At 70.2% G+C, this 21910-nt stretch carries 18 protein-coding genes and 1 pseudogene; 9 read left to right on the top strand and 10 right to left on the bottom strand.

From position 1 onward, the window contains the following. Positions 1-33: 33 nt before the first annotated feature. Both EDF50_RS01230 and EDF50_RS01225 read right to left on the bottom strand, forming a co-directional pair. Positions 34-2217 carry an NACHT domain-containing protein gene (locus EDF50_RS01230; RefSeq protein WP_123517537.1) on the bottom strand — a complete coding sequence of 728 codons (2184 nt, stop codon included), beginning with the start codon at positions 2215-2217 and terminating at the stop codon, positions 34-36. 219 nt (positions 2218-2436) lie between these two features. Beyond that, positions 2437-3008, bottom strand: a pseudogene (locus tag EDF50_RS01225) (recombinase family protein). Positions 3009-3230: 222 nt separating this feature from the next. On the opposite strand from EDF50_RS01225, the gene EDF50_RS01220 reads away from it, so the two are divergent. Both EDF50_RS01220 and tmk read left to right on the top strand, forming a co-directional pair. After that, positions 3231-3695, top strand: coding sequence for a DIP1984 family protein (locus EDF50_RS01220; RefSeq protein WP_123517536.1), 465 nt, complete (start codon positions 3231-3233; stop codon positions 3693-3695). A gap of 291 nt (positions 3696-3986) precedes the next feature. Further along, positions 3987-4643, top strand: coding sequence for a dTMP kinase (gene tmk / locus EDF50_RS01215; RefSeq protein WP_123517535.1), 657 nt, complete (start codon positions 3987-3989; stop codon positions 4641-4643). Between the two features lie 85 nt (positions 4644-4728). On the opposite strand, the gene EDF50_RS01210 is transcribed toward tmk, so the two are convergent. Beyond that, positions 4729-5025 (bottom strand): helix-turn-helix transcriptional regulator, encoded by a 297-nt coding sequence (locus EDF50_RS01210; RefSeq protein ID WP_123517533.1) that lies wholly within the window; start codon positions 5023-5025, stop codon positions 4729-4731. Between the two features lie 80 nt (positions 5026-5105). On the opposite strand from EDF50_RS01210, the gene map reads away from it, so the two are divergent. After that, positions 5106-5882, top strand: coding sequence for a type I methionyl aminopeptidase (map, locus tag EDF50_RS01205; RefSeq protein ID WP_123517532.1), 777 nt, complete (start codon positions 5106-5108; stop codon positions 5880-5882). Positions 5883-6004: 122 nt separating this feature from the next. Here the strand turns inward: map and EDF50_RS01200 are convergent, their stop codons facing one another. Both EDF50_RS01200 and EDF50_RS01195 read right to left on the bottom strand, forming a co-directional pair. Further along, positions 6005-9520, bottom strand: a complete 3516-nt coding sequence (locus EDF50_RS01200) for a bifunctional RecB family nuclease/DEAD/DEAH box helicase (RefSeq protein ID WP_123517530.1) — start codon at positions 9518-9520, stop codon at positions 6005-6007. A 76-nt stretch (positions 9521-9596) separates the two neighbouring features. Beyond that, positions 9597-10214, bottom strand: coding sequence for a helix-turn-helix transcriptional regulator (locus tag EDF50_RS01195; RefSeq protein ID WP_123517529.1), 618 nt, complete (start codon positions 10212-10214; stop codon positions 9597-9599). Between the two features lie 80 nt (positions 10215-10294). Here EDF50_RS01195 and EDF50_RS01190 point away from each other — a divergent pair, with 80 nt between their 5' ends. After that, entirely contained in the window at positions 10295-11302 is a 1008-nt protein-coding gene (locus EDF50_RS01190) for an NAD(P)/FAD-dependent oxidoreductase (RefSeq protein ID WP_123517527.1), read from the top strand. Further along, positions 11299-11973, top strand: a complete 675-nt coding sequence (locus EDF50_RS01185; protein WP_123517525.1) for a bifunctional 2-polyprenyl-6-hydroxyphenol methylase/3-demethylubiquinol 3-O-methyltransferase UbiG — start codon at positions 11299-11301, stop codon at positions 11971-11973. Before EDF50_RS01190 ends, EDF50_RS01185 begins: the two co-directional genes overlap by 4 nt. A 121-nt stretch (positions 11974-12094) precedes the next feature. Here the strand turns inward: EDF50_RS01185 and EDF50_RS01180 are convergent, their stop codons facing one another. From EDF50_RS01180 to EDF50_RS01165, 4 genes are read right to left on the bottom strand one after another with little or no spacing between them, the layout of a single operon-like run. After that, complete coding sequence (locus EDF50_RS01180) at positions 12095-15262, bottom strand: glycoside hydrolase family 2 TIM barrel-domain containing protein (protein ID WP_123517523.1); 3168 nt, start codon at positions 15260-15262, stop codon at positions 12095-12097. Next, complete coding sequence (locus EDF50_RS01175) at positions 15259-16230, bottom strand: carbohydrate ABC transporter permease (protein ID WP_123517521.1); 972 nt, start codon at positions 16228-16230, stop codon at positions 15259-15261. The genes EDF50_RS01180 and EDF50_RS01175 overlap by 4 nt, the downstream gene beginning before the upstream one ends. Next, complete coding sequence (locus EDF50_RS01170; protein WP_123517520.1) at positions 16227-17189, bottom strand: carbohydrate ABC transporter permease; 963 nt, start codon at positions 17187-17189, stop codon at positions 16227-16229. Before EDF50_RS01170 ends, EDF50_RS01175 begins: the two co-directional genes overlap by 4 nt. Next, a complete protein-coding gene (locus EDF50_RS01165) occupies positions 17186-18523 on the bottom strand; it encodes an ABC transporter substrate-binding protein (RefSeq protein WP_123518361.1) in 1338 nt (445 codons plus the stop codon). Before EDF50_RS01165 ends, EDF50_RS01170 begins: the two co-directional genes overlap by 4 nt. 110 nt (positions 18524-18633) lie before the next feature. On the opposite strand from EDF50_RS01165, the gene EDF50_RS01160 reads away from it, so the two are divergent. The 4 genes from EDF50_RS01160 (at position 18634) to EDF50_RS01145 (ending at position 21488) form a co-directional block, all read left to right on the top strand. Continuing rightward, positions 18634-19305, top strand: a complete 672-nt coding sequence (locus EDF50_RS01160; protein WP_123517518.1) for a TetR/AcrR family transcriptional regulator — start codon at positions 18634-18636, stop codon at positions 19303-19305. Then, on the top strand, positions 19302-20147 hold the full coding sequence (locus EDF50_RS01155; RefSeq protein ID WP_158612605.1) for an alpha/beta hydrolase: 846 nt from the start codon (positions 19302-19304) through the stop codon (positions 20145-20147). The genes EDF50_RS01160 and EDF50_RS01155 overlap by 4 nt, the downstream gene beginning before the upstream one ends. A gap of 54 nt (positions 20148-20201) precedes the next feature. Further along, a complete protein-coding gene (locus tag EDF50_RS01150; protein ID WP_148076735.1) occupies positions 20202-20795 on the top strand; it encodes a hypothetical protein in 594 nt (197 codons plus the stop codon). Positions 20796-20873: 78 nt separating this feature from the next. After that, the gene (locus tag EDF50_RS01145; RefSeq protein WP_123517513.1) at positions 20874-21488 is read left to right on the top strand and encodes an NAD(P)H-dependent oxidoreductase; all 615 of its coding nucleotides are present in this window, start codon (positions 20874-20876) and stop codon (positions 21486-21488) included. On the opposite strand, the gene EDF50_RS01140 is transcribed toward EDF50_RS01145, so the two are convergent. Continuing rightward, the gene (locus EDF50_RS01140; RefSeq protein ID WP_123517511.1) at positions 21489-21872 is read right to left on the bottom strand and encodes a cupin domain-containing protein; all 384 of its coding nucleotides are present in this window, start codon (positions 21870-21872) and stop codon (positions 21489-21491) included. Positions 21873-21910: the final 38 nt, after the last annotated feature.

Raw genomic sequence — 21910 nt, 5'->3', positions numbered from 1 at the left:
GCGGGCACGCGCACCGAATGCAAGGCCCCGATGCTACTGCAGCTTGAAATCGGCGGGAGAGTCGAGAACCCGATTAGCATCGCGCCGCCTACCTTTGACACCTGCGTAAAGAGTCTCATGGCCCGACGACGTTCTAAAGATCCAGCCCTGCGAAATAAGCTCTTCTACGACAGCTGGAACAGCAGGGCGGTCGCTAAGACTGAGACCTCGGCTCAAAGCACCTTCTTTGCGAGCCGAGCCGCGCTGGCCGAATATCTTCTTCAGAATGGAGAGGGCAATTCGGGACTCGCGATCAATGCCAAGAGTCATAATTCCCGCGGTCGTCTGTGTTGCGACACTAAAGCGGTCGATCTCGCAGCTGGCGAAGTGGGACGCAAGCCAGTCCGGTAGTGACGCAACTCCGTCGATAAACCCAACGAGAGCCTTCTCGAAATGAGGAATTGAACTGCCTTCGTCCAGGCCGCTGAGGTCAAGTCGCTCCACAACGCAGTTCTGAAGGGTGCTGACTTGAAAGAGAGGGTGGTCGCTAAGGACTAGCTGCTCGAAGTAGACACCGGAGACAAGGTAGGACTTGGTTAGCTTTCGTCCATCCCAGGGCAGCTCGACTGCCAGACGAATGAGATCGGCCATAACCGCATCGAACTGACTTGCTTTCTCGCGTGCCGACAGAGCGGCAAGAGTCGTACCCACAGAAAGTTGGAGGTTGAGGAGAACTCCGGCCGCCACCTCAATGGCTAAATCGCTAGCAGCTGCGACCCAAGACGCAACGGACCCTAGAGGATGTAGCTCCTCGAATGGATCCACGGCGTATGCAGCTAGATCTAGGCCATAAGCCGTGTCAGCCAGGTCCCGATCAACGAACTGCCGAACTTCAGCCTCGTCGCTTGGATCAGCGACTGCGAGGCCGGGCAAGCGCATTAGAAGCTGAACTCCCTCTTCGTCCGGCTGACGACCATTGACTGCGACAAAGGCCGACCGCAGTAGATCCATATCGACAGGGCCGGTGACGTCTGAACGAGAACGGGCAAGGGTGGCCACCCTCGAGACAATATTTTTGATTGTCTCGGGACGCACAGCAGAAAACATCTGAGCTTCACGTTCGCAGATCGCCTCTATGAAGAGTCGCCAGCCCTCCGACCTGGAGACGGAGCCGGCGACACTTTCAGCGTCGCTCGCGTCGATTGCGATGAGGTATCCGAGCAGCAAGGGGCGCATCGGTACCCAGTCGGGAACTGACCATTCGACACCCGCCTGACGGAAGAACTCGCGAAGTTGATCTTCGTCGAAGTCCGGGACACTGAATTGGTCGAGTGCGGAGAACCCGAGAGCTGAAACCATTTCCGATTGACCCGAAAAATAGTGTGATCTTCCGGCGACGATGATGCCCGCATGGGGTGGTGTCTCGCTTACGAGTCGACGTATAGGGCTGAGCGCCTCCCAACGAACTGTGCGGAGGTCAACAGCTCCTCCGAGCCACCGACTGGGGACGACTTCGTCAAAGCCGTCAAGAAGGAGCACGCACGAACCGGCGCGCCAGGCAGAAATGAGACCATCCGCATGCTCAAATCCGACTTCTTCTGCATGGCGCCGCAGAATCTCTGCCGGCGTCCGGAGGCCAGCGCAGTCACGCAGATTGATGTGGACAGGAAAGGGAGTTAATTTCCCGCTCTTAAAGTGTGATTTGCGAAGCTGCCCGTACAGCTCACGCAGCGTGTGGCTCTTACCGACTCCATAGTTACCGACGAGAAGTGCCCGCCCACCTTGTTGCAAACGAGAGGTCATGGCTTCCAACGAGAGCAAGCCCGCCGCCCCAGGACCTACAAGCTGCACAGGAACGTTCTGAGGCGCGCTGTCCAGACGTGACTTGTAGCTGATACTTCCGAATGGGGCGTTACCCCGAGCTTGCAGGTACATCTCCGAGTTGCAGATGCGTTGATGAAGGACAGCGATGCTAATTGCGTGAATTCGCTCGCTTCGTGCCTTGGCAATAGCCATCACTGCTGATCGCTGATCGGCGGTAGGTTCGTCCCTTGTTACGAACCAACCCGTCCGAGATTTGAACGTATTGTCTGAGAGTCCACCAACTGCGGCCAGAAGCTCTGCGAGCTTTTCACCATCCTTGACGGCCTTGTCTTTCTGGCCCAGGGTCGTGAATTCGTAGGCGTGAATTTCTTCATGATTGACAAACAGACCGTCTCGCTCCCGGGCGCGAAACATGACAGCCCCCTGGACACCCAGAGGGTCATGAAGTGCGCGAGCTAGGGCCAAGCCCCTGAGTTCAAAATCCGGCCCAGATTCGAACGGCGTAGTCAACGTATGACCCCCTGGCTAAACCGAGTCCAAGTTGGACCAGGTAGGAACATTTTATAGCCGCTGCGCGCGACTCAGGCATCCCCTTACCTGCGACCGAGCAAGTGCACATGAGCCCGAAGCAACTCACGGCTCTCGAGTGGCCCTCTTCATAGCCCGATAGACCGTGGACCCGGCGACGCCGAAGAGGTCGGCGATCTCGCTACTCGTGTGTTCGCCAGCACGAAGCAGCTGCACGAGGTGCTTCTCCTGCAAGGGGGTGAGCTTGGGCTTCCGGCCTCGGAGCTTGCCGGCGGCCTTGGCGATCGCCATGCCCTCTCCGTCCGGGCACGGATGAGGTCGGCTTAGAACTCGGCCACCATGCCGAGGGCGTTGGAAAGGAGCCGCCCAACGGGATCGTTGGGGTCGTAGACCGCTCCCCCGAGGTTTAGTGAGACACCCTTCTTCGTGAGCTCGTCCGCAAAGTTGGTGGCCTCGCGGAGTGATCGGGCGAGGCGCTCAAGCTTCGTGACGACTACTACGTCACCGGCACGGCATGCGGCCAACGCTTCGCGGAGGCCGGGTCGCGCTCGAGCCGTGCCCGAGAGCCCGTGGTTAACATGCACGTATTGATCGTCAACAACCAGAGCTGCGAGACCGTCACGTTGTGCTGCGAGATCTTGTCCCGAGGTCGACACCCGCGCGTATCCGATGAGCATCAGATGCCTGTAGCTTTTAGACCCCGCATCACCAGGCCTTTTTGCGGGACAGGAAAACGCGAATCCGCAGGCCAGGAACTAATTGGCCTCCGCAGGCCAGGAACTAATCGGCTTCCGCCGGCCAAGAACGACCCGGGCAGGTGTCCCAATGAATGACCGGCGAACAGGCGCCGGTGACACGCACGACACGTGACGCACCCGACCTGCGTAGGATCGCTCACCATGAAGCTCGCCGAAGCCCTCCTGCAGCGATCCGACGCCCAGCGCCGGGTCGACCAGCTGCGCGACCGCGTCACCGCGAACGCGCGCTACCAAGAAGGCGAGGAGCCCACCGAGGACGCCGCCGAGCTGCTGCGCCAGGCAGTGGACACCCTCGACGTGCTCGAGTCGCTCGTCGTCCGCATCAACCTCACCAACGCCCGCACGATCCTCGGCGACGGAAGCACCATGACCGCCGCCCTCGCTCGACGCGAGACCCTGCGCAGCACCCACGCCCTGCTCGTGGCCGCGTCGGACGCGGCCCGCGGCGCCTCGGGCGGCTACCGACAGCTGCGCAGCGAGCTGCGCATGTTCTCGGCCCTGCCCGTCGCCGAGCTGCGGGACCGCGCCGACGCGCTCGCCAAGGACCTCCGCGAACTCGACGTCGAGATCCAGAAGACCAACTGGGAGGCCGACCTGCAGAACTGACCAGCGCGGTGAGTCGGTAGACGTCACCGGGGCGAGCACGAACCGAGACCGGCGGTCATCCCGGTCACCCTGCAGGCGCGGAGGGCAGCGCCACGACTAACGTCGTCACCACTCAGCCCCGCACCGATCACCGGTGACCGCGCACCCTGCACTGTTCACCACCGTGTGCTGACCGGAGACGTCGAGGGCGGGATCGGGGACCTCACCGCGCCTCCTCGCATCGTCGCCGCCGTCGCGCTCGCGCGTCACGGTGGGTCCTGCGTCGGGCCCGACCCTCGGTAGGCTCGTCGGGTGACCGATCAGGCAGCCCGTGGGGCGTTCATCGTGTTCGAAGGCATCGACGGGTCGGGCAAGTCGACCCAGGCCCGGCTGCTCGCGGCCCGCCTCGGCGACGCGGGCGTGCCCGTGCACCAGACGGCCGAGCCGACCAACGGCCCGGTCGGCACGCTGATCCGCAACGGCTTCAACCGCCGGGTCGACCTCGACGACCGGGTCATCGCGTCGCTCTTCGTCGCCGACCGGCTCGACCACATCACGAACGCCCACGACGGCATGCTCGGCATCGTCGAGCGCGGCACGACGGTCGTCTGCGACCGCTACCACCTGTCGTCACGGGCCTACCAGGCCTCCGACGTCGGCAGCGACTGGATCGCGTCGTCGAACTCGATCAGCACCTCGCTGATGCTGCCCGACCTCACCGTCTACCTCGACGTCTCGCCCGAGGTCGCCCTCGAGCGCCTCGCGAGCGGACGCACGACGACCGATCGGTTCGAGGTCGACGAACGTCTGAGGGCCGCGCGCGAGCGCTACGCCGAGGCGATCGCCGCAGCCGCCGAGGTCGTCGTCACGGTCGATGCCGACCGCGCGACCGACGAGCTCGCCGACGCCGTCTGGCACGAGGTCTCGACCCGGCTCGACCTCGGGTCGCTGGCCCGTCCGCGGGGCTGACACCGCGCCTCCTCGGGCTCGCGAGATGTCACGGCCTGCCGCTCAGCTCTGGACGTGAGCGGCACGTCGTGACATCTCGGCCGGGTCAGGAGGCGCGGGCCGCGTCGAGCGAGGACGGCACGTCGGCGGCCCCGCCCCCGTCGCGGGTGATCTCGGTCCAGACGTCGTCGAGCGACAGGCCGACCACGCCGGCGATCGCGGCGATGGTCGAGAAGGCCGGGGTCGCCACGCGCCCGGTCTCGATCTTGCGCAGGGTCTCGGGCGAGAGCCCGGCGTCGAGCGCGACCTGCAGCATGGGCCGGGGGCCTCGGGCGAGCCGCAGCAGGGTTCCGAGACGACGGCCGCGCTCGATCTCGGCGGGGGTGAGCGGCAGTCGGACCATGCCCCGAGCGTAGTGCGCACGAGCACCGAGTGGGATACCTTTACCGGGATGATCTTCGGCACGAGAACGGCAGGACACCCATGATCGAGATCTTGAACCCCTCCGAGATCGAGCGGGCCCGGGCGACGGGCGCGCTCGTCGGCACCATCTTGCAGACGCTGCGCGACCGGGTGACCGTCGGCACGAACCTGCTCGACATCGACTCGTGGACCAAGACGATGATCGACGAAGCCGGAGCGGTCTCGTGCTACGTCGACTACGCGCCCTCGTTCGGGCGGGGCCCCTTCGGGCACTACGTCTGCACGGCCGTGAACGACGCCGTGCTGCACGGGCTGCCGCACGACCGGCGACTCGTCGACGGCGATCTGCTGACCCTCGACCTCGCCGTCGTACTCGACGGGGTGGCAGCCGACTCGGCGGTGAGTTTCGTCGTGGGCGACTCCCGTCCGGCCGAGAGCGTCCGACTGATCGAGACCACCGAGCGGGCGCTCGAGGCCGGCATCGCGGCCGCCGGCCCCGGGGCGCGCATCGGCGACCTCTCGCACGCGATCGGCAGCGTGCTGTCGGAGGCGGGCTACCCGATCAACGTCGAGTTCGGCGGCCACGGCATCGGCTCGACCATGCACCAGGACCCTCACGTGTCGAACACCGGGCGCCCGGGGCGGGGCTACCGACTGCGGCCCGGGCTCTTGCTCGCGCTCGAGCCGTGGGTGATGACCGACACCGACGAACTCGTCACGGACTCAGACGGCTGGACGCTGCGCAGCGTGACCGGCTGCCGCACCGCGCACAGCGAGCACACGATCGCCATCACCGAGGACGGCGCCGAGGTGCTGACGCAGCGACGCGGCCGCTGAGCCGGGCCCGGGGGCACGAGATGTCACGACGTGCCGCTCACCTTCAGACGTGAGCGGCACGTCGTGCCATCTCGGCAGGACCTCAGGGGCTGAGAGCGGGGCCGGGCAGGGTGCGGCGCCTGTCAGACCTCGACGGCCGGCTGGCCCTGCCCGGTCAGCCGCAGGAAACCGCTGAGCAGGCCGAGACCCGGGATCGAGGTCGGCAACCCCGTGGCGAGCAGCGGGGAGTGCACCAGGAATGCCGCCCACTTCGCCCGCGACAACGCGACGTTGAGCCGGTTGGGCATCAGCAGGAAGTCCAGCCCACGCGGGATGTCCGCCGCACTCGACGCCGCGAGCGACACGACGGCCACGACCGCCTCTTGCCCCTGGAACAGGTCGACCGTGCCGACGGGCGTCTCGTCGAAGCCGGCGGCGTCGAGGTGCTCGCGCAACACGGCCCCGTGGGCGTTGTAGGGGGCGACGACGATGACGTCGGCCGGGGTCAGCGGTCGGGTGCCGTCGTCGTCCGACCAGGCGAGACCGACGACGGAGCGCACGATCTCGACCACCACCCGGGCCTCTTCGGCCGACGAGGTCGTGTTGCCGACGTGCGTCACGGGTTCGACGTGCAGGCCGGGCGTCACCCCGTCGAGGCGGCGGTCGGACGCGTGGGCCGTCAGCGCCCCGGCGTACGACAGCTCGCTGACCGGGGCGCAGAGCGCCGGGTGCATGCGCCAGGTGGTGGCGAGGAAGTAGCCGAACTCGGCCGGCAGCACGTCGTGGCCGTCGGCCAGCCAGCCGAGCGCCGATTCGTCGACCGGCTCGGGGTGGCTGCCCTGGCTGACCTGGGGCAGCTGCTGCGGGTCGCCGAGCAACAGCAACCGCGTTGCCGCGACCGAGGCCGCCACGGTCGACGCGAGCGAGAACTGGCCGGCCTCGTCGACGACGAGCAGGTCGAGGGAGGCGCGGGCCACCTTGTCGGCGTTCGCGAACCCCCAGGCGGTCGCCCCGAACACGGCCCCGACGGCCTGCCCGCCACCGTCGGCCCCGGCACCGCCCGCCCCACCGTCGGCCTCGGCGAGGAACGCGGCCTCTTCGCCCGACGTCAGGGTGCGCCAGGGCTGCTCGTCGGCCTGGTCGGCCGTGGTGCCCGACTTCGGCACCTTGCCCACCCGTTCGGGATCGACCCCGGCGGAGATCGCCGCGCGCAGGACGTTCTCGACGACGGCGTGCGACTGCCCGACGACGCCGACCCGCCAGCCGTGCTCACGCACCAGTCGCGCGATGACCCGCGAGCCGACGTAGGTCTTGCCCGTGCCGGGCGGGCCCTGCACGGCGAGGTACGACCGGTCGAGGTCGAGCAGGGTCTCGACGACGGCCGAGACGGTGTCGTGCCCGGCCACGGGTGCGGGCCCACCGCCCGACCGGAGCCGAGGGGGCTGACGCCGCAGCAGGTCGAACGCCGGATCGGGCAGCATCTCGGGTAGGGCGTCGAGCACGCGCCCGCCCCACTCGGCGATGGCCTCGGGCTGCGGCGTGGCCCGGGGAGGCGCGGCGGGCGTGAGCGCGACCGGGAACGAGTCGTGCCGGTCGTCGTCACCCGCGACCCGTTCGAGCAGCACGACCTCGTACCGGTCGCCGTTCGTGCCGGCCTCGACCACGGTCGACCCGACGGCACCGCGGAGCCCCGGGCCGAGCGAGGCGACCCCGGCCGGAACGGGGGCGTCGTAGACGGCGTAGGGCGCGCCTCCTTCGCCGAGACGACTGCCCGGCGCGAGTCGACCGCGCAGTCGCACCTCACGGCTGAGCTTGCGGGCCCGGGGCAGCTTCTGCCACTCGCGCTCGACGGACGCCGTCTCGACGACGAACACGTCGCGGGTGTCGGCCCAGTCGTCGACCGGGTTGCGCAGCCGGTCGAAGTGCTCTTGCCAGAACGTCTTCGCCTCGCGACGGTGGTAGTCGATGGCCGACGCCGCGAGGGCGATCGCCGTCTGGTCGGCGGTGCGCTCGAGTGGGTCGACGTCGGCCACGTATGCGGCGAGACCGACGGCGACAGGGTCGGGTTCGCGCGGCACCCGCGCGAGTTCGAGCGGATCGGGCGCGGTCGGGCCGTCGGGGTCGTCGGCCCGGATGCCGTGCCGGCCGGCGAGCTCGAGCAGCCAGTCGCGCAGCCGGAGGGTCGACCGGCAGTCGTACTCGTTGTAGTCGCGGACCTCGTCGAGCATGCGGTCACCGCGGTCGGGGTCGCCCGTGGTGCGTTCGGCGATGGCGTCGACGTACATCGTGATGCTCGCGGTCGCGGTCTTGACGTCGCTCTGCCGCAGGTCGTCGCCCATGTAGAGCGGCTCGAGCTTCTTGAGCGAGTAGCTGTGCGACCCGACGAGCAGCGCCTGCCGCACGACCGGGTACAGGTCGACGAGCACGCCGTCGCGCAGCAGGTCGTCGACGGCGTCCTCGCCGACACCGTGCCGGGCGGCGAGCGAGAGCAGGTGGCTCCGCTCGTAGGCGGCGTAGTGGTACACGTGCAGGTCGGGGAAGCGCCGCCGTCGCTCGGCGAGGTAGTCGAGGAAGTCGATGAGCGCCTGCCGCTCGCCCGCGAAGTCGTGCGCCCAGAACGCGCGGAAGGCGCCGTCGGCCTCGACCAGCCCGAAGAGGTAGTCGAGACCCCAGGCCCGCCCGTCGCCCTCGGTGTGGAGCGGGTCGCCCTCGAAGTCGAAGAACACGTCGCCGGCGTCGGGCCGCGGGATCGTCCGCAGGGCGTCGGCGTCGACGACCTCGACGGCCGGGGCACCCGTGTGGTCCCGCTCGGTTGCGAGCTGCACCCGGGCCTGGCCCCGCAGCCGGGCGAGGGCCGTCGCACCGATGCCGGCGACGGGACCGGACGACGCCGCGAGGTCGTCGATGGTGCCGACCCCGGCCCGGTGCAGCCGCTGGCGCTGCTCGCCGCGGAGGCCGGCGACGAGCACGAGGTCGCGGTGCTCGTCGACCTGCGCCTGGCACGCCGCGCACCGGCCGCAGGCCGTGACGGTCGGGTCGCCCCAGGCGAGCGGCGCGTCGGCGGCGACCCGCTCGGCGAGGGCGGCGCGCAGCCGGTCGCGCTGGACGCGGTAGACCGGCAGGACGTCGGCGACGTCGTGGACGCTCTCGCTGCCGTCGCCGAGCACGAGTCGCACGGTGTCGGCCGACGGCAGGCCGAGTGCGCGGATCTGGTCGGTGTAGGCCGCCACCTGCAGCAGGGCCGGGATCTTGGCGTGGCGGGCGAGCTTGGTGTCGTAGACCTCGTACGCGCCGGCGTCGGTGCGCACCACGAAGTCGCTGAAGCCGATGAACGATCCGTCGAAGAAGGTCGCCTGGAAGAGCACGTCGGCCCCGGAGGCCATGGCGAGCCGTGCCTCCTCGGCGGCCGCCGCGTAGCCCGACGGCACCGGCCGCTCGAACTCGACCACCTGGCGGGTCGCGCGCAGCTCTTCGAGGTAGCGCAGTTCGTGGGCGTCGCCGAGCCGGGCCGTGCGGTCGAGCATGTCGTCGGAGGCGTCGGCGACGGCCGCGACACGGCCGAGCTTCGCGTCGAGGCGTCGCAGGAACGACCACTCGCACGCGGCCCAGGTCGTCAGGTCGGACGGGCTGGTGACCACCCGGTCGTCGTCGAGGTACACACGGACTCCTTCTGTCGGGACGCGGCCTGGACGCCCGCCCCGAGCCTAGGAGGCGCCACCGACACCCCGGGACGCCTCACCCGGGCGAGCCCGGCGCGGTGCGCAGGTGCAGCCGCTCCCCCTGGCGGCCGAACAGGCTGAGCACCTCGACGGCGTGCTCGTCGGCGCGGCCGAACCAGTGCGGCGTGCGCGTGTCGAACTCGGCCGCCTCGCCTGCCGGCAGAACGAGGTCGAGGTCGCCCAGCACGAGTCGGACGCGCCCGCGCAGCACGTACAGCCAGTCGTAGCCCTCGTGCGTGCGGAGCACGGGCTCCGTCCGGGGCGAGTCGGCCGGGATGACCATCTTGAACGCCTGGATCGCGCCCCCGCCGCGCGAGAGCGGCACGACGGTCATGCCGTGCTGCTGCCGTGGCTTGAGGTGCACGCGCGGGTCGCCGGTCTCGGGTGCCCCGACGAGGTCGTCGAGGGGCACCCCGTGCTCGCGGGCGAGCGGCAGCAGCTGCTCGAGGGTCGGTCGACGGTGGCCCGACTCGAGCCGCGAGAGGGTGCTGACCGAGATGCCGGTGCGCTCCCCCAGCTCGGCGAGGGTCACGCCTCGGCGCGTCCGCAGGGCCCGGAGGCGCGGGCCGACCGCGGCGAGGACGTCGTCGGTGCCCGCGGCGTCGGCACCGGGGGTGTTCGTGGGGTGGCTCATGCCCGTCATCTTGCCACTTCGGCAAGGAAGATTGCCAGAGTGACGCTCCACGTCGGAGGATCGAGTCAGGAGGTCACACCATGAACCAGAACACCCAGCCGGTCGACACCGTCCACGACGTCGTCGTGATCGGCGGCGGCGCCGCCGGGCTCAGCGGCGCCCTGTCGCTCGCCCGCGCCCGACGCGACGTGCTCGTCGTCGACGACGACCGGCCCCGCAACGCACCCGCCGAGGGCGTCCACGCGTTCCTCACCCGCGACGGCGTCGCGCCCCGCGAGCTCACGCGGCTCGGCAGGGCCGAGGTCGAGGGCTACGGAGGCGCCGTGGCGTCAGGCACCGTGACCGGCGTCCGGCGCGACGACACCCCCGACGCGCCGTTCGTCGTCACGGTCACCGCCCCGGGCGCCGACGACCGCGAGGTCCGTGCCCGGCGCCTCCTCGTGACCTCGGGACTCGTCGACGAGCTGCCCGCCGTCGACGGGCTCGCCGAGCGCTGGGGCCGCGACGTCGTGCACTGCCCCTACTGCCACGGGTGGGAGGTGCAGGACCGCGTGATCGGCGTGCTGGCCACCAGCCCCTTCGCGATGCACCAGGCCCTGCTCTTCGGGCAGTGGAGCCGCGAGATCGTCCTGTTCACGAACGACTCGTTCGCCCCCGACGACGAGCAGGCCGAGCAGCTCCGCGCGCGAGGCGTCACGGTGGTCGACGGACCGGTGGCCCGCCTCCGGGTGGAGGACGACGCCCTGACCGGGGTGACGCTCGCTGACGGCCGGACCGTCGACGTCGGCGCCCTGGCCGTGATGGCCCGCGTGCGCTCGCGAGCCGGTTTCCTGGCCGACCTCGGGCTCGAGGCCGCCGAGCACCCGGCCGGTGTCGGCACGCACCTCGGCACCGTCGAGCCGTTCACCGGTCGGTCGGCCGTCCCCGGTGTCTGGCTCGCCGGCAACGTCACCGAGCCGATGGCGCAGGTCGTCGCCGCAGCCGCCGCGGGCACGATGGCGGGCGCGGCGATCAACATGGACCTGATCACGGCCGAGGTCGCGGCGTCCGTCGCAGCCCTCCGCGCCGGAGGGAGGGTCGACCCATGAGCGAGTCGGAGCAGCAGCACCAGCACGACGGGCACCGCCACCCCGTCTACGACCGCGACTACTGGGAGGACCGCTACGGGCAGCCCGGCCGTGCCTGGAGCGGCCGCCCCAACGCCGCCCTCGTCGCCGAGGCCACTCCCCTGAGCCCCGGTCATGCCCTCGACGTCGGCAGCGGAGAAGGCGGCGACGCCCTCTGGCTCGCCTCGCGGGGCTGGCAGGTCACGGGCGTCGACATCTCGCAGAACGCCCTCGACAAGGCGGCCGCCCTCGCCCGCGAGCGGGAGGACGTCGACCACGATCGGCTCACCTGGCAGCAGGCGGATCTGACGGCGTGGAGCCCGACCCGCTCCTCCTTCGATCTCGTCACGGCGCACTTCATGCACCTGCCGCTCGCCGACCGCGAGCGGCTGTTCCCGGCACTGGCGGACGGCGTGGCACCGGACGGCACCCTGCTCATCGTCGGCCACGACGCCGACGCCCTGCCGGGCGGAGCCGGCAGGCACGGTGACCCGGGGATGCTCTTCACGGTCGACGAGGTGGTCGGCCGGCTCTCCGCCGACGCCTGGCAGGTCGAGGTGGCCGAGGTGCGGCCACGCGACATGACGGGCCCCGACGGTGACGTCTGGCACGTGGCCGACGTGATCGTCCGCGCCACCCGCCGCGCCGGCTGAGCACGTCGCCGCGCCGGCTGAGAGCAGAGCAGGCGGCACGCAGAACGGGCGGGTCCGGCCGGACCGGGCGTCCGAAGACGCCCGTCCGACACGGACCCGCCCGTTCTCGGCGACGAACCGACTACAGCGCGCTGAACTTCAGTCGCAGCTGGTGGGCACCCGGGCGCAGCACGTGCCGCGACGCCACGTCCGGCCCGCACGCCCGCGACCCGACGCCGTGCTGGGCGGCGTCGAGGTACAGGTAGGTGCGGTCGCTCGCGGGCAGCTCGTGCGGGTGCTCGGCCACGCCGATCTGCTGGGCCGTGTGGCGGCTCAGCGTGAAGCCGGGGCGTTCACCCGTGGCGCTCGGCACGGCCTCGACCCGCAGCCACGGCCGACCGGCCGGCCCGAGGTCGATCGTGCGCAGGTCGCTCCGGTGCCCCGTCTCTTGCGGGCGGGCATACCCGGCCGCCAGCTCGTCGACGCCGGATTCGTAGCGCCCGACGAACGCCGAGTGGCGACTGTCGGGGTACGACTCGCGCGGCCCCGTGCCGAACCACGAGGCGTGGTCGACGTCGCCCGGCAGGTCGAAGCGCACGCCGACGCGGGGCCACACCATGTCCCACCAGCCGGTCGGCACGATGTCGACCGACAGCCAGAGGTCGTCGCCGACCAGCTGCCATTGCTCGTCGGTCGTGACGGCGTTGCGTGTGTCGGCCGCGGCGTAGCGGGTCCTCACCCGGACCGACCCCGGTGCGATGCTCACCGACTCGACACGCGCGGTCAGCCGGTCGAGCCCGGCGAGCAGCCAGGTGTCCTGCGAGCTGGGCAGCACGCCGACCTCGTACAGGTCGACACGGTGCCGGTTGCGCATCACGTCGCGGTCGCGGTCCTTCGGCGTGAGCCATTCGCCGCGGTCGTTGTCGGTCGGTGCGCGCCACAGCTCGAGGCGGGCACCGTCGACCGGGCGTCCGGCCAACGAGACCAGTCGTCCGTCGTCGAACACGGCCGGGCCGAGCTCGACGCGCCCCGAGGAAGCAGGCACCGAGGAGGCGCGGGCCGAGCGGTCGCGTCCGTCGCCGGCGACCACGGGGCGGGGTGTCGCGACCTGCCCCGGTGCCGGCGTGAGGTCGAGCTGCTGGGTCGAGAGCACGTGACCGGCGTCCGCCCACACGGTGGCGTCGGCGAGCTCGGCCGTCACCGTGAGCCAGGTCTCGCCGGTGCGCGACACGGGCACCTCGGGCAGCGAGACGAAGACCGTCTCATGGGCGGACAGCGCACCGCCGTCGAAGCCGACGACGTCGAGGGTGCCCGAGCGTGCCTCCTCGCCGTCGTGCGACGCGACCCAGCGGAAGACGACGTCGGAGGCGTCGGCCGAGTGCCGCAGGTTCGACACGACGAGCACCGGCGGGCCGTCGACGGTGGGGGTCTCGAAACGCAGGCGGATCGGGGCGACGACCTGTGCCCACTCGTACAGACCGGGTGACGGGGTGTCGTCGCTCAGCACCATGCCGTCCATGACGAAGTTGCCGTCGTGGACGACCTCGCCGAAGTCGCCGCCGTAGCCGAAGTACTCGACTCCGTCGGCGGTGTGGGTCCGCAGCCCGTGATCGCGCCACTCCCAGACGAAGCCGCCGTGCAGGCGCGGGTAGGCGTCCACCAGGTCTTCGTAGTCGTCGATCGCCCCGGGGCCGTTGCCCATCGCGTGGACGTACTCGCAGAGCAGGAACGGCTTCGACCGCTGACGCGCGGCCTCGGCCGGCGTGCAGCCGAGGAGCGTGAACGACTCGTCGCCCGAGCCGATGGCCCGCGTCTCGTCGATCCAGGAGTACATGCGCGAGTAGACGTCGGTGTAGGCACCCGTGTAGTCGCCCTCGTAGTGCACGGGACGGCCGCCGTCGCGGGCGTGCGTCCAGGCCGCCATCGCGGCGAGGTTGTGCCCGGTGCCCGACTCGTTGCCGAGCGACCACAGGACGATGCTCGGGTGGTTCTTGTCGCGCTCGACCGTGCGGACCATGCGGTCGACGTAGGCGTCGTGCCAGGCCGGGTCGTCGCTGGGGTTGCCGATCCACTCCTGGCGCTCGAACGCGTGGGTCTCGAGGTCGCACTCGAGGACGACCCAGAAGCCCAGCTCGTCGGCGAGGTCGAGGAGGCGCGGGTGCGGCGGGTAGTGCGAGGTGCGGATCGCGTTCACGTTGAAGCGCTTCATCTGCGCGAGGTCGCGACGCGACCACTCCTCGTCGAAGACGCGGCCGCGGTCGGGGTGGGTCTCGTGACGGTTGACGCCGTGGAAGACCACACGGCGGCCGTTGACCTCGAACTGGTCGCCCACGACGCGGACGGTGCGGAAGCCGAGGCGCAGCGAGATCGTCTCGGCACCGCCCGTGCTCGAGACGGTCGCGTCGTAGAGGCGCGGCGTCTCGGCCGACCACGGCTCGACCGCGTCGAGCTCGACCGGCGCGACGTCGGCCGGGGTGGCCCAGGTGACCTCGACGCCCAGCTCGGGCACCGAGAGGGTGACCGGGTAGGCGGCGTCGGCGGCGGTGATCTCGGGGACGATCGCCGCGCCTCCTCGGCTCTGACCGGCCGCGCCGTGGAACGGCGTCTGCAGCCAGACGTCGTCGAGCCCTCCGACGGGGCGGGCCTGCAGCGTGACGCTGCGGAAGATTCCGGGCAGCCACCACTGGTCTTGATCTTCGACGTAGCTCGACGCCGACCACTGGTGGACGCGCACCGCCACGACGTTGTCGCCGGGACGCACGGCGTCCGTCACGTCGAACTCCTGTGCGAGGCGGCTGCCGACCCCCATGCCGATCTCGACGCCGTTCAGCCACACGACGTAGCGCGACTCGACGCCGTCGAAGCGCAGCAGCACGCGCTCGGCGCCGTCGAAGGACGACGGCAGCTCGAACGTGCGGCGGTGGTCGCCGGTCGGGTTCGCGTCGGGCACGAACGGCGGCTCGGTCGGGAACGGGAACTGCACGTTGGTGTAGATCGGGGCGCCGCGCGAGCCGTCTCCGCCGAGCACCCAGTGCGACGGAACCTCGATCTCGCCCCAGGACGAGTCGTCGAGCTCGAGGGCGCCGACGCCGTCGACGGGCTCGCCCTCTGGCAGGACGCCGCGTCCGCCGAGCGTGCCCGGCGCACCGGGCAGCAGGCGGAACGACCAGGTGCCGTCGAGCGAGAGGGTCGGGGCGTCGGTGTGCAGCCAGGAGCGCGCGGGGGTGCGCGCACCCTGACCCGGGCCGGTGTCGGTGAGGTAGTCGGCGGAGACGGTGGGAGTGGTGCCGGTGGCGGGGCTGGGGGTCACTTGACGCTTCCTTCGGTGAGGCCGCCGCGCCAGAAGCGCTGCAGGACGACCATGGCGATGACCAGCGGGATGATCGACAGCAGCACGCCACCGGTCGTCAGCTGGTAGAACTCGGGCAGGCGGTCGGTCTGGCTGAGCCAGTTGTTGAGACCGAGCGTGACGGGGAACTTGTCGACGTCGCTCAGCATGACCAGGGGCAGGAAGTAGTTGTTCCAGATGCCCACGAGCTGGAACAGGAACACCGTGACGAGCGCCGGCGTGAGGATGCGCAGGCCCAGGGTGTGGAAGATGCGCAGCTCGCTGGCTCCGTCGAGGCGCGCGGCCTCCATGAGCGACGTGTCGACCGTGGCCTGCGCGTAGATGCGGCAGAGGAACAAGCCGAAGGGCGACACGAGCGAGGGCAGCAGCACGCTCCAGTAGGTGTTGGCGATGCCCATCTGGCTGAACAGCAGGAAGAGGGGCAGGGCCGTCGCCGTGCCGGGCACGAGCACGCCGCCGAGGATCGTGCCGAAGACGACGTTGCTCCCGCGGAACTCGTACTTGGCGAGCGCGTAGCCGCCGGCCGCGGCGAAGTAGGTCGCGATGAGCGCGCCGACGCCGGCGTAGAGCACCGAGTTGAGCACCCAACGCACGAAGATGCCGTCGCCGTAGGACAGCACCTGGCCGAGGTTGTCCCAGAGCGAGAACGTCGGCGCGAACCAGAAGCCGAAGGTGCCGAACAGGTCGGGTGTGGTCTTGGTCGCTGCGACGACGACCCAGTAGACCGGCACCAGGAAGTACAGCGCCACGACGACCAGCACGGCCGTGACGATGATGGTGGACGCCTTCGAACGTCCGGCCGTGCGGTCCGGGCCGGCACTGCGGGCGCGGCGGCGGGCGGGCCTCTCGGCACCCCGGCCGCGACCCTGCGACGTCACGATCGACTCGGTCTCGGTGGCGTGCTCGGCACCTTTCGTCGAGATGCTCATTTCTGCTTCCTGTTCGTGATGCTGAGGAACGTGATCGACAGCGCGAACGCGACGAGGGCGATCAGGACCGACTGGGCGGCGGCGACGTTGTAGTCGTTGTAGGCGAACGCCGTGGTGTACGCGCTGAGGTTGGGCGTGTACTGGCTGTCGATCGCCGGAGAGACGCGTTGCAGCACCTGCGCCTCGGCGAACAGCTGCAGCGTGCCGATGATCGAGAAGACGGCGGTGAGCAGCAGGGCGGGGCGGATCAACGGCAGCTGGATGCTGAAGGCCACGCGCAGCGACGACGCGCCATCGACCTTGGCCGCCTCGTACAGCTCGACCGGGATCGACTTGAGCTGGGCGATGATGATCAGCATGTTGTAGCCGGTGTAGCTCCAGGTCACGATGTTCGCGATCGACCAGAGCACGGTGTTCGCGCCCAGGAAGTCGGGGGTGACGCCGAAGACTTCGCCGATGTCGATGATCGGGCTGAGCCCTGGCACGTAGAGGAACGACCAGAGGATCGTCGCGATGACGCCGGGCACGCCGTACGGCAGGAAGTAGGCGGCGCGGAACAGGCCCGGCCACTTCGCCGAGGCCGACTCGAGCAGCAGCGCGAGGACGGTGGCGAGGACGAGCATGACCGGCACCTGCACAATGCCGAAGAGGAACATCCGGCCGATCGACGCGAGGAAGTTCGGATCTCCGAGCACCTGGGCGTAGTTGTCGAAGCCGGCGAACCCGCTGGTCACGCCACCCTCGCCGAAGAGGCCGCTGCGGGTGACCTTCGTGAAGCTCGAGAAGATCGCGATGACGATCGGGATCACGAACGTCAGGGCGAACAGCGCGAGGAACGGTGCGAGCAGCACCCACGGGGCCCGCTTGACGGCGCCCTTCGAGCTGCTGCGGCGAGGACCCGAGGAGGCGCGGGTCGAGTCGGTCACGGCCTCCGGTCGCGTGTCGGTCGCGGCGCTCATGCGTTCGCCTTCCGGATCGTGAGGCCCTTGTTCTGGAAGACGGCCATGATGTCCTTCTCGGCCTGGGCCACGGCGTCGACGAGCGTGCCGCCCGACGCTTTGCCGCGGAAGCCGTCGCTCAAGATGTTGAAGGACTGCTGGGTGATGGGCCACCAGCTCCAGTCCTGGTTCTGCGAGGACTCCTTCGTCGCGGGCACGAAGACCTCCTGGTTGTAGTTCTGGCCGCTGAAGAACGGGCTGGGCTGCTCGCGCAACGTGCCGACGACGTCGCGGGCCGGCGACCAGCCGATGCCGCAGAACTCGATCAGGGCGTTGATGCCCTCGGGCGTCGTGGTCATCCAGACGGCGAAGTCGAGCGCCTCCTTCGGGTGCTGGCTGTTCGCGAGGATGGCCGCGGTCGAACCGCCGAGGAAGCTCGAGGCGTAGCCGGTCTGCCAGGTCGGCAACGGCGCGCACTTCCACTTGCCCTCGGCGCCGCTGACGCCCTCGATCAGGGCGTCACCCCACGAGCCGGTCGCGACGGAGGCGATCGTGCCCGCGCTGGCGGCCGAGAACCAGGCCGGCGTGTAGGCGCCGTAGGCGGTCGTCACGATGCCGTCGTCGATCGCCTTGTCGAAGAAGCGGGCGACCGTGAGGGTCGCCTCGTCGGTCATGTCGATGACCCAGCCGTCGTCCTCGGCACGCAGCCACGAGGCGCCGGCCTGGGTGGCGTAGGCGGCGAAGAGCGAGGCGTCGGCGAGCGGGAACGAGTCCATCAACACGCCGGCCCCCTTCAGCTCGGCGCCGACGGCGGCCCACTCGTCCCAGGTGGTGGGGACGGCGGCGCCGACCGTGTCGAAGACGGCGGGCTGGTAGAACATGCCCATCGGGCCGCTGTCCTGGGGGATCGCGTAGATGCCGTCGGTGTAGCTGACCTGGTTCCAGAGCGTGGGGTCGTAGAGGTCGGCGTACTGCTCGGCGCCGTAGCGCTTGAGGTCGACGACGCCGTTGGCCAGCAGGAACTCGGGCAGCGAGCGCAGCTCGACCTGGGCGATGTCGGGCCCGGCCCCCGCGGCGAGCGCCGAGTACAGCTTCTGGTAGCCGCCCGCGTTGCCGCCGGGGATGAAGACCGTCTCGACCTGTACGCGGGACTGGGTCTTGTTGTAGAGGGCGGTGACCTGGTCGAGGCCCTTGAGCCAGGCCCAGTACTGGAGCTTGACGGGGCCGTCGGCCGGAGGGATGGTCGGCAGGGTGTTGACCGAGGCCGTCCCGGGTGTGGCGCAGCCGGCGAGCATCGCGGTGGCGCCGGCGGTCACCCCCAGGCCGAGCAACTGCCGTCGGGACATCGGGCTCATGTTCATCTCACTTCGTCGTGGGGCCGTGGCGTGAGTGACGCTAACACAAATTCGAGTGGTCGTTCGATTTTCACCGCCGGGGTGTCCGGGAGGTCGTAGAGTGACCGATCATGACGACGACCGACTCGACGACGAGCGACCCCGACCGAGGGCCTGCGGACTCTGCCGCTCCCGGTCGTCCGGCGCGTCGCGGGCCGTACGCGAAGTCGGCCGAACGGCGCGTGTCGATCATCGACGCGGCCTTCGAGGTGTTCTCGACGAAGGGCTACGTCGGCGGGTCGCTCCGCGACGTGGCAGAGGTCGTCGGCATGAGCCAGACGAGCTTGTTGCACTATTTCCCGTCGAAGAGCGCGCTGCTGCTCGCCGTCCTCGAGCGACGTGACGCGGTCTCGGATCGCTCCGCCGCACCTCCGGACTGCGGGGGTCTGGTCGAGACGGTCCTCGGACAGGCGCGGCACAACGAGTCGGTGCCCGGGCTCATCGCGCTGTACGCCGTGTTGGCCGGCGAAGCGGTCACCGCCGACAACCCCGGCAGCGGGTACGTCCGCGAGCGCTTCGAGAACCTGCGGGTCGAGTACGGTGACGCCTTGCGAGCCCTGGAGGCGCGGGGCCGGTTGCGCTCCGGGGTCGATCCCGACCGCGCGGCGTCGGGGCTCGTGGCCCTGTGGGACGGCATCCAGCTGCAGTGGCTGCTCGACCCCGGGCGCATCGACGTGGTGCAGCAGTTGCGCGACTACCTCGAGCTGGTGATCCTGCCCGACGAACCGGCCGACCGGGCGTGAGCGGCCCCGTTCCCGCCCGTGGCGCCGTGCCCGCCCGAGGCGCCGTGCCGGTCGGCTCCGCCGTGCCGGTCCGGTGGTACGAGGCGTGGCCGGGGTCGGCGGAGGCCCATGGACCGACACTGCTCTGGCTGCACGGTGGCGGGTTCTTCCGCGGAGGGCTCGACCAGCCGGAGGCGCACGACGTCGCGCGGTCGCTCGCGGCACGCGGGGTGACGGTCGTCACGGTGGACTACCGCCTCGCGCCTCCCCCGGGTCTGCATCTCGCCGCCAACCGGCTGATGCCGTCCCGCGGGCGGTACCCGCTGGCGCTCGACGACGTGGTCGCGGCGTACGGCGACGTGTCCGACCGGTCGCCCGCGGGCGTCGTCCTGGGAGGCGCGAGCGCGGGGGCCTGCCTGGCCGCGGCGGCCACCCTCCGCACGATCGACGAGGGTCGCCCTCCTGTCGGCGCCGTCTTCGCCTACGGCTTCTTCCACGCCGCGCACCCCCGGGTGGCCGACGCGCGCCATCGGTCACGGGGCCACCGCGGCCTCAGCCACGCGAGACGAGCGCTCGACGTGATGAACCGCAACTACGCCGGCACGCGGAGCGCGCTGGCCGACCGGCTCGCGTTCCCCGGCGGGCACGGCCTCTCGGGATTCCCCCGGACCCTCGTGGTGAACGCCGAGCGCGACAACATGCGCGCCTCGGGCGACCTGTTCGCCGCCGAGCTCGTCGAGGCGGGGGTGGACGTGCGGCACCACGTCCTGCCGGACACCCGCCACGCCTTCTTGGACCGGCCCCGGCTGCCCGAGTACGCCCACGCGGTCTCGCTCGTCGCGGAGTGGACTCGCGACGGATAGCCTGCCGTCGAGGGACGGGGGTATCCGATGTCGAGGACGACGGTGTCGAGTGCGGTGACGCTGGTAGCCGGGGCGTTCGTCATCGCGGCCGGTCTGGCGGGCCTGTGGCAACTCGCCGGGGCCTCGACCGCGGCGCTCCTCGCGACACGTCTCGCTTTGCTCGTGGGCATCGCGCTCCTGGTCGTCGGTCGGCGATCGCGGCCCGGGCTCTTCCGCGCGTCCCCGGCCGCTGCCCTGGCGCTCGTGCTGCTGCCGGTCTGTGATCTCGTCTCGGGGCTGTCCCTGGCGATGGTCCGAGGCCTGGACCAGCTCGCAGTGCTCGGGCCCGTCCTGTTCGCCGTGCAGGTCATGGGGCTCGCCGGTGGTCTGGTCGCCGCCGTCCTCGTCGTGCGGAGGCGCCTCCTCGACCGCGGGGCGGCGTGGTCGCTGGTCGCCGTCGTGGGCCTCCGCGTCGTGTTCGCCGTCGCGAGCGTGGCCCCGCTGCTCGACGAACAGCTCGCCCTGGGCCTGGCACGGGCCTACGTCGTCGTGCCGCTCGCGGTACTCGCGTTCGGCGTAGGGCTGCTTCTGCACGGCCGGGCCACCGGTGTCAGGACCCGGATCGACGGCATGGTCGACGCCTGGCGCTCGAGCACCGACGTGTCGTAGCCAGGCGCGTCCCCCTCGTGACGCCACGTCGGTGTCGAACGGATGGATCGCCCAGCGGGAGCCGCTTGGCTGGGTGCCGTGAACACGCTCATCGTCACCACCCACCCCGATCACGAGTCACTGACCGTCGGCATCGCCCGACGACTGGAGCAGGCCCTGCCGCCGGACTCGGTCGAGGTGGCCGATCTGACGGCGGAGGGTTTCGACCCGCGCTTCGGCACCGCGGACCGTGAGGCCTACCGTGGTGACGGAGAAGCTCCCGCCGAGGTCCTACGCGAACAGGAGCGGATCGACCGAGCCGAGCACCTCGTCCTGGTGTTCCCCGTCTACTGGTGGTCGATGCCCGCCCTGATGAAGGGGTGGATCGACCGGGTCTTCGTCAACGGGTGGGCGTTCGAGATCGACCCCGAGGGTGGCACGAACCGCAAACTCGGACGGTTGACCGTTCACCTCCTCGCTGTGGCCGGCGACTCGGCCGGCACGTACGAACGGCACGGCTACGAGACAGCGATGCGGACGCAGATCGAACACGGCATCGTCGACTACGTCGGCGCGCGGCGCGGCACGACGGTCGTCCTGCACGAATCCGAGCGGGACGACGCCGCAACCCGAGGCGCGCTCGTCGAGGACGCCGTCGCCACGGTGGCCCGCGCCGTCCTCGGGAACGCGCCCCGCGCCTCCTCGGCCTCGTAGTCAGCGGAAGTCGCCGACCTGACGGTCGACGGGCACGGTGCGCTCGACGACGACGTCACCCGTGTGGGACGTCGTCGTCGTCTCGATCAGGACGATCTCGACCTCGTCGTCGGCGACGGGGTTGTGCTGCACGCCCCGGGGCACGACGTGGAACTGGCCGGGGGTGAGAACCACCTCGACGTCGTCGGGCAACTGGATGCGCAGGGTGCCCGACACGACGAGGAACATCTCGTCCTCGGCGTCGTGGGCGTGCCAGACGAGTTCGCCGAGCAGCTTCGCGACCTTCACGTACTGGTCGTTGACCTGCCCGACGACCCGAGGCGTCCAATGGTCGGTCACCTGTCGGAGTTCGGCCGCGACGTCGATTCCCTGGAGAGCAGTCATGAAGCCATTCTCCCCGCACGGCCGGCCGGGAGGGCCAC

Origin of the sequence: Frigoribacterium sp. PhB24 (genome assembly GCF_003755185.1) — a bacterium.
Lineage (GTDB): Bacteria > Actinomycetota > Actinomycetes > Actinomycetales > Microbacteriaceae > Frigoribacterium.
The sequence above is the reverse complement of the archived record's forward strand: the minus strand, read 5'-3'. Positions and strand labels throughout refer to the sequence as shown.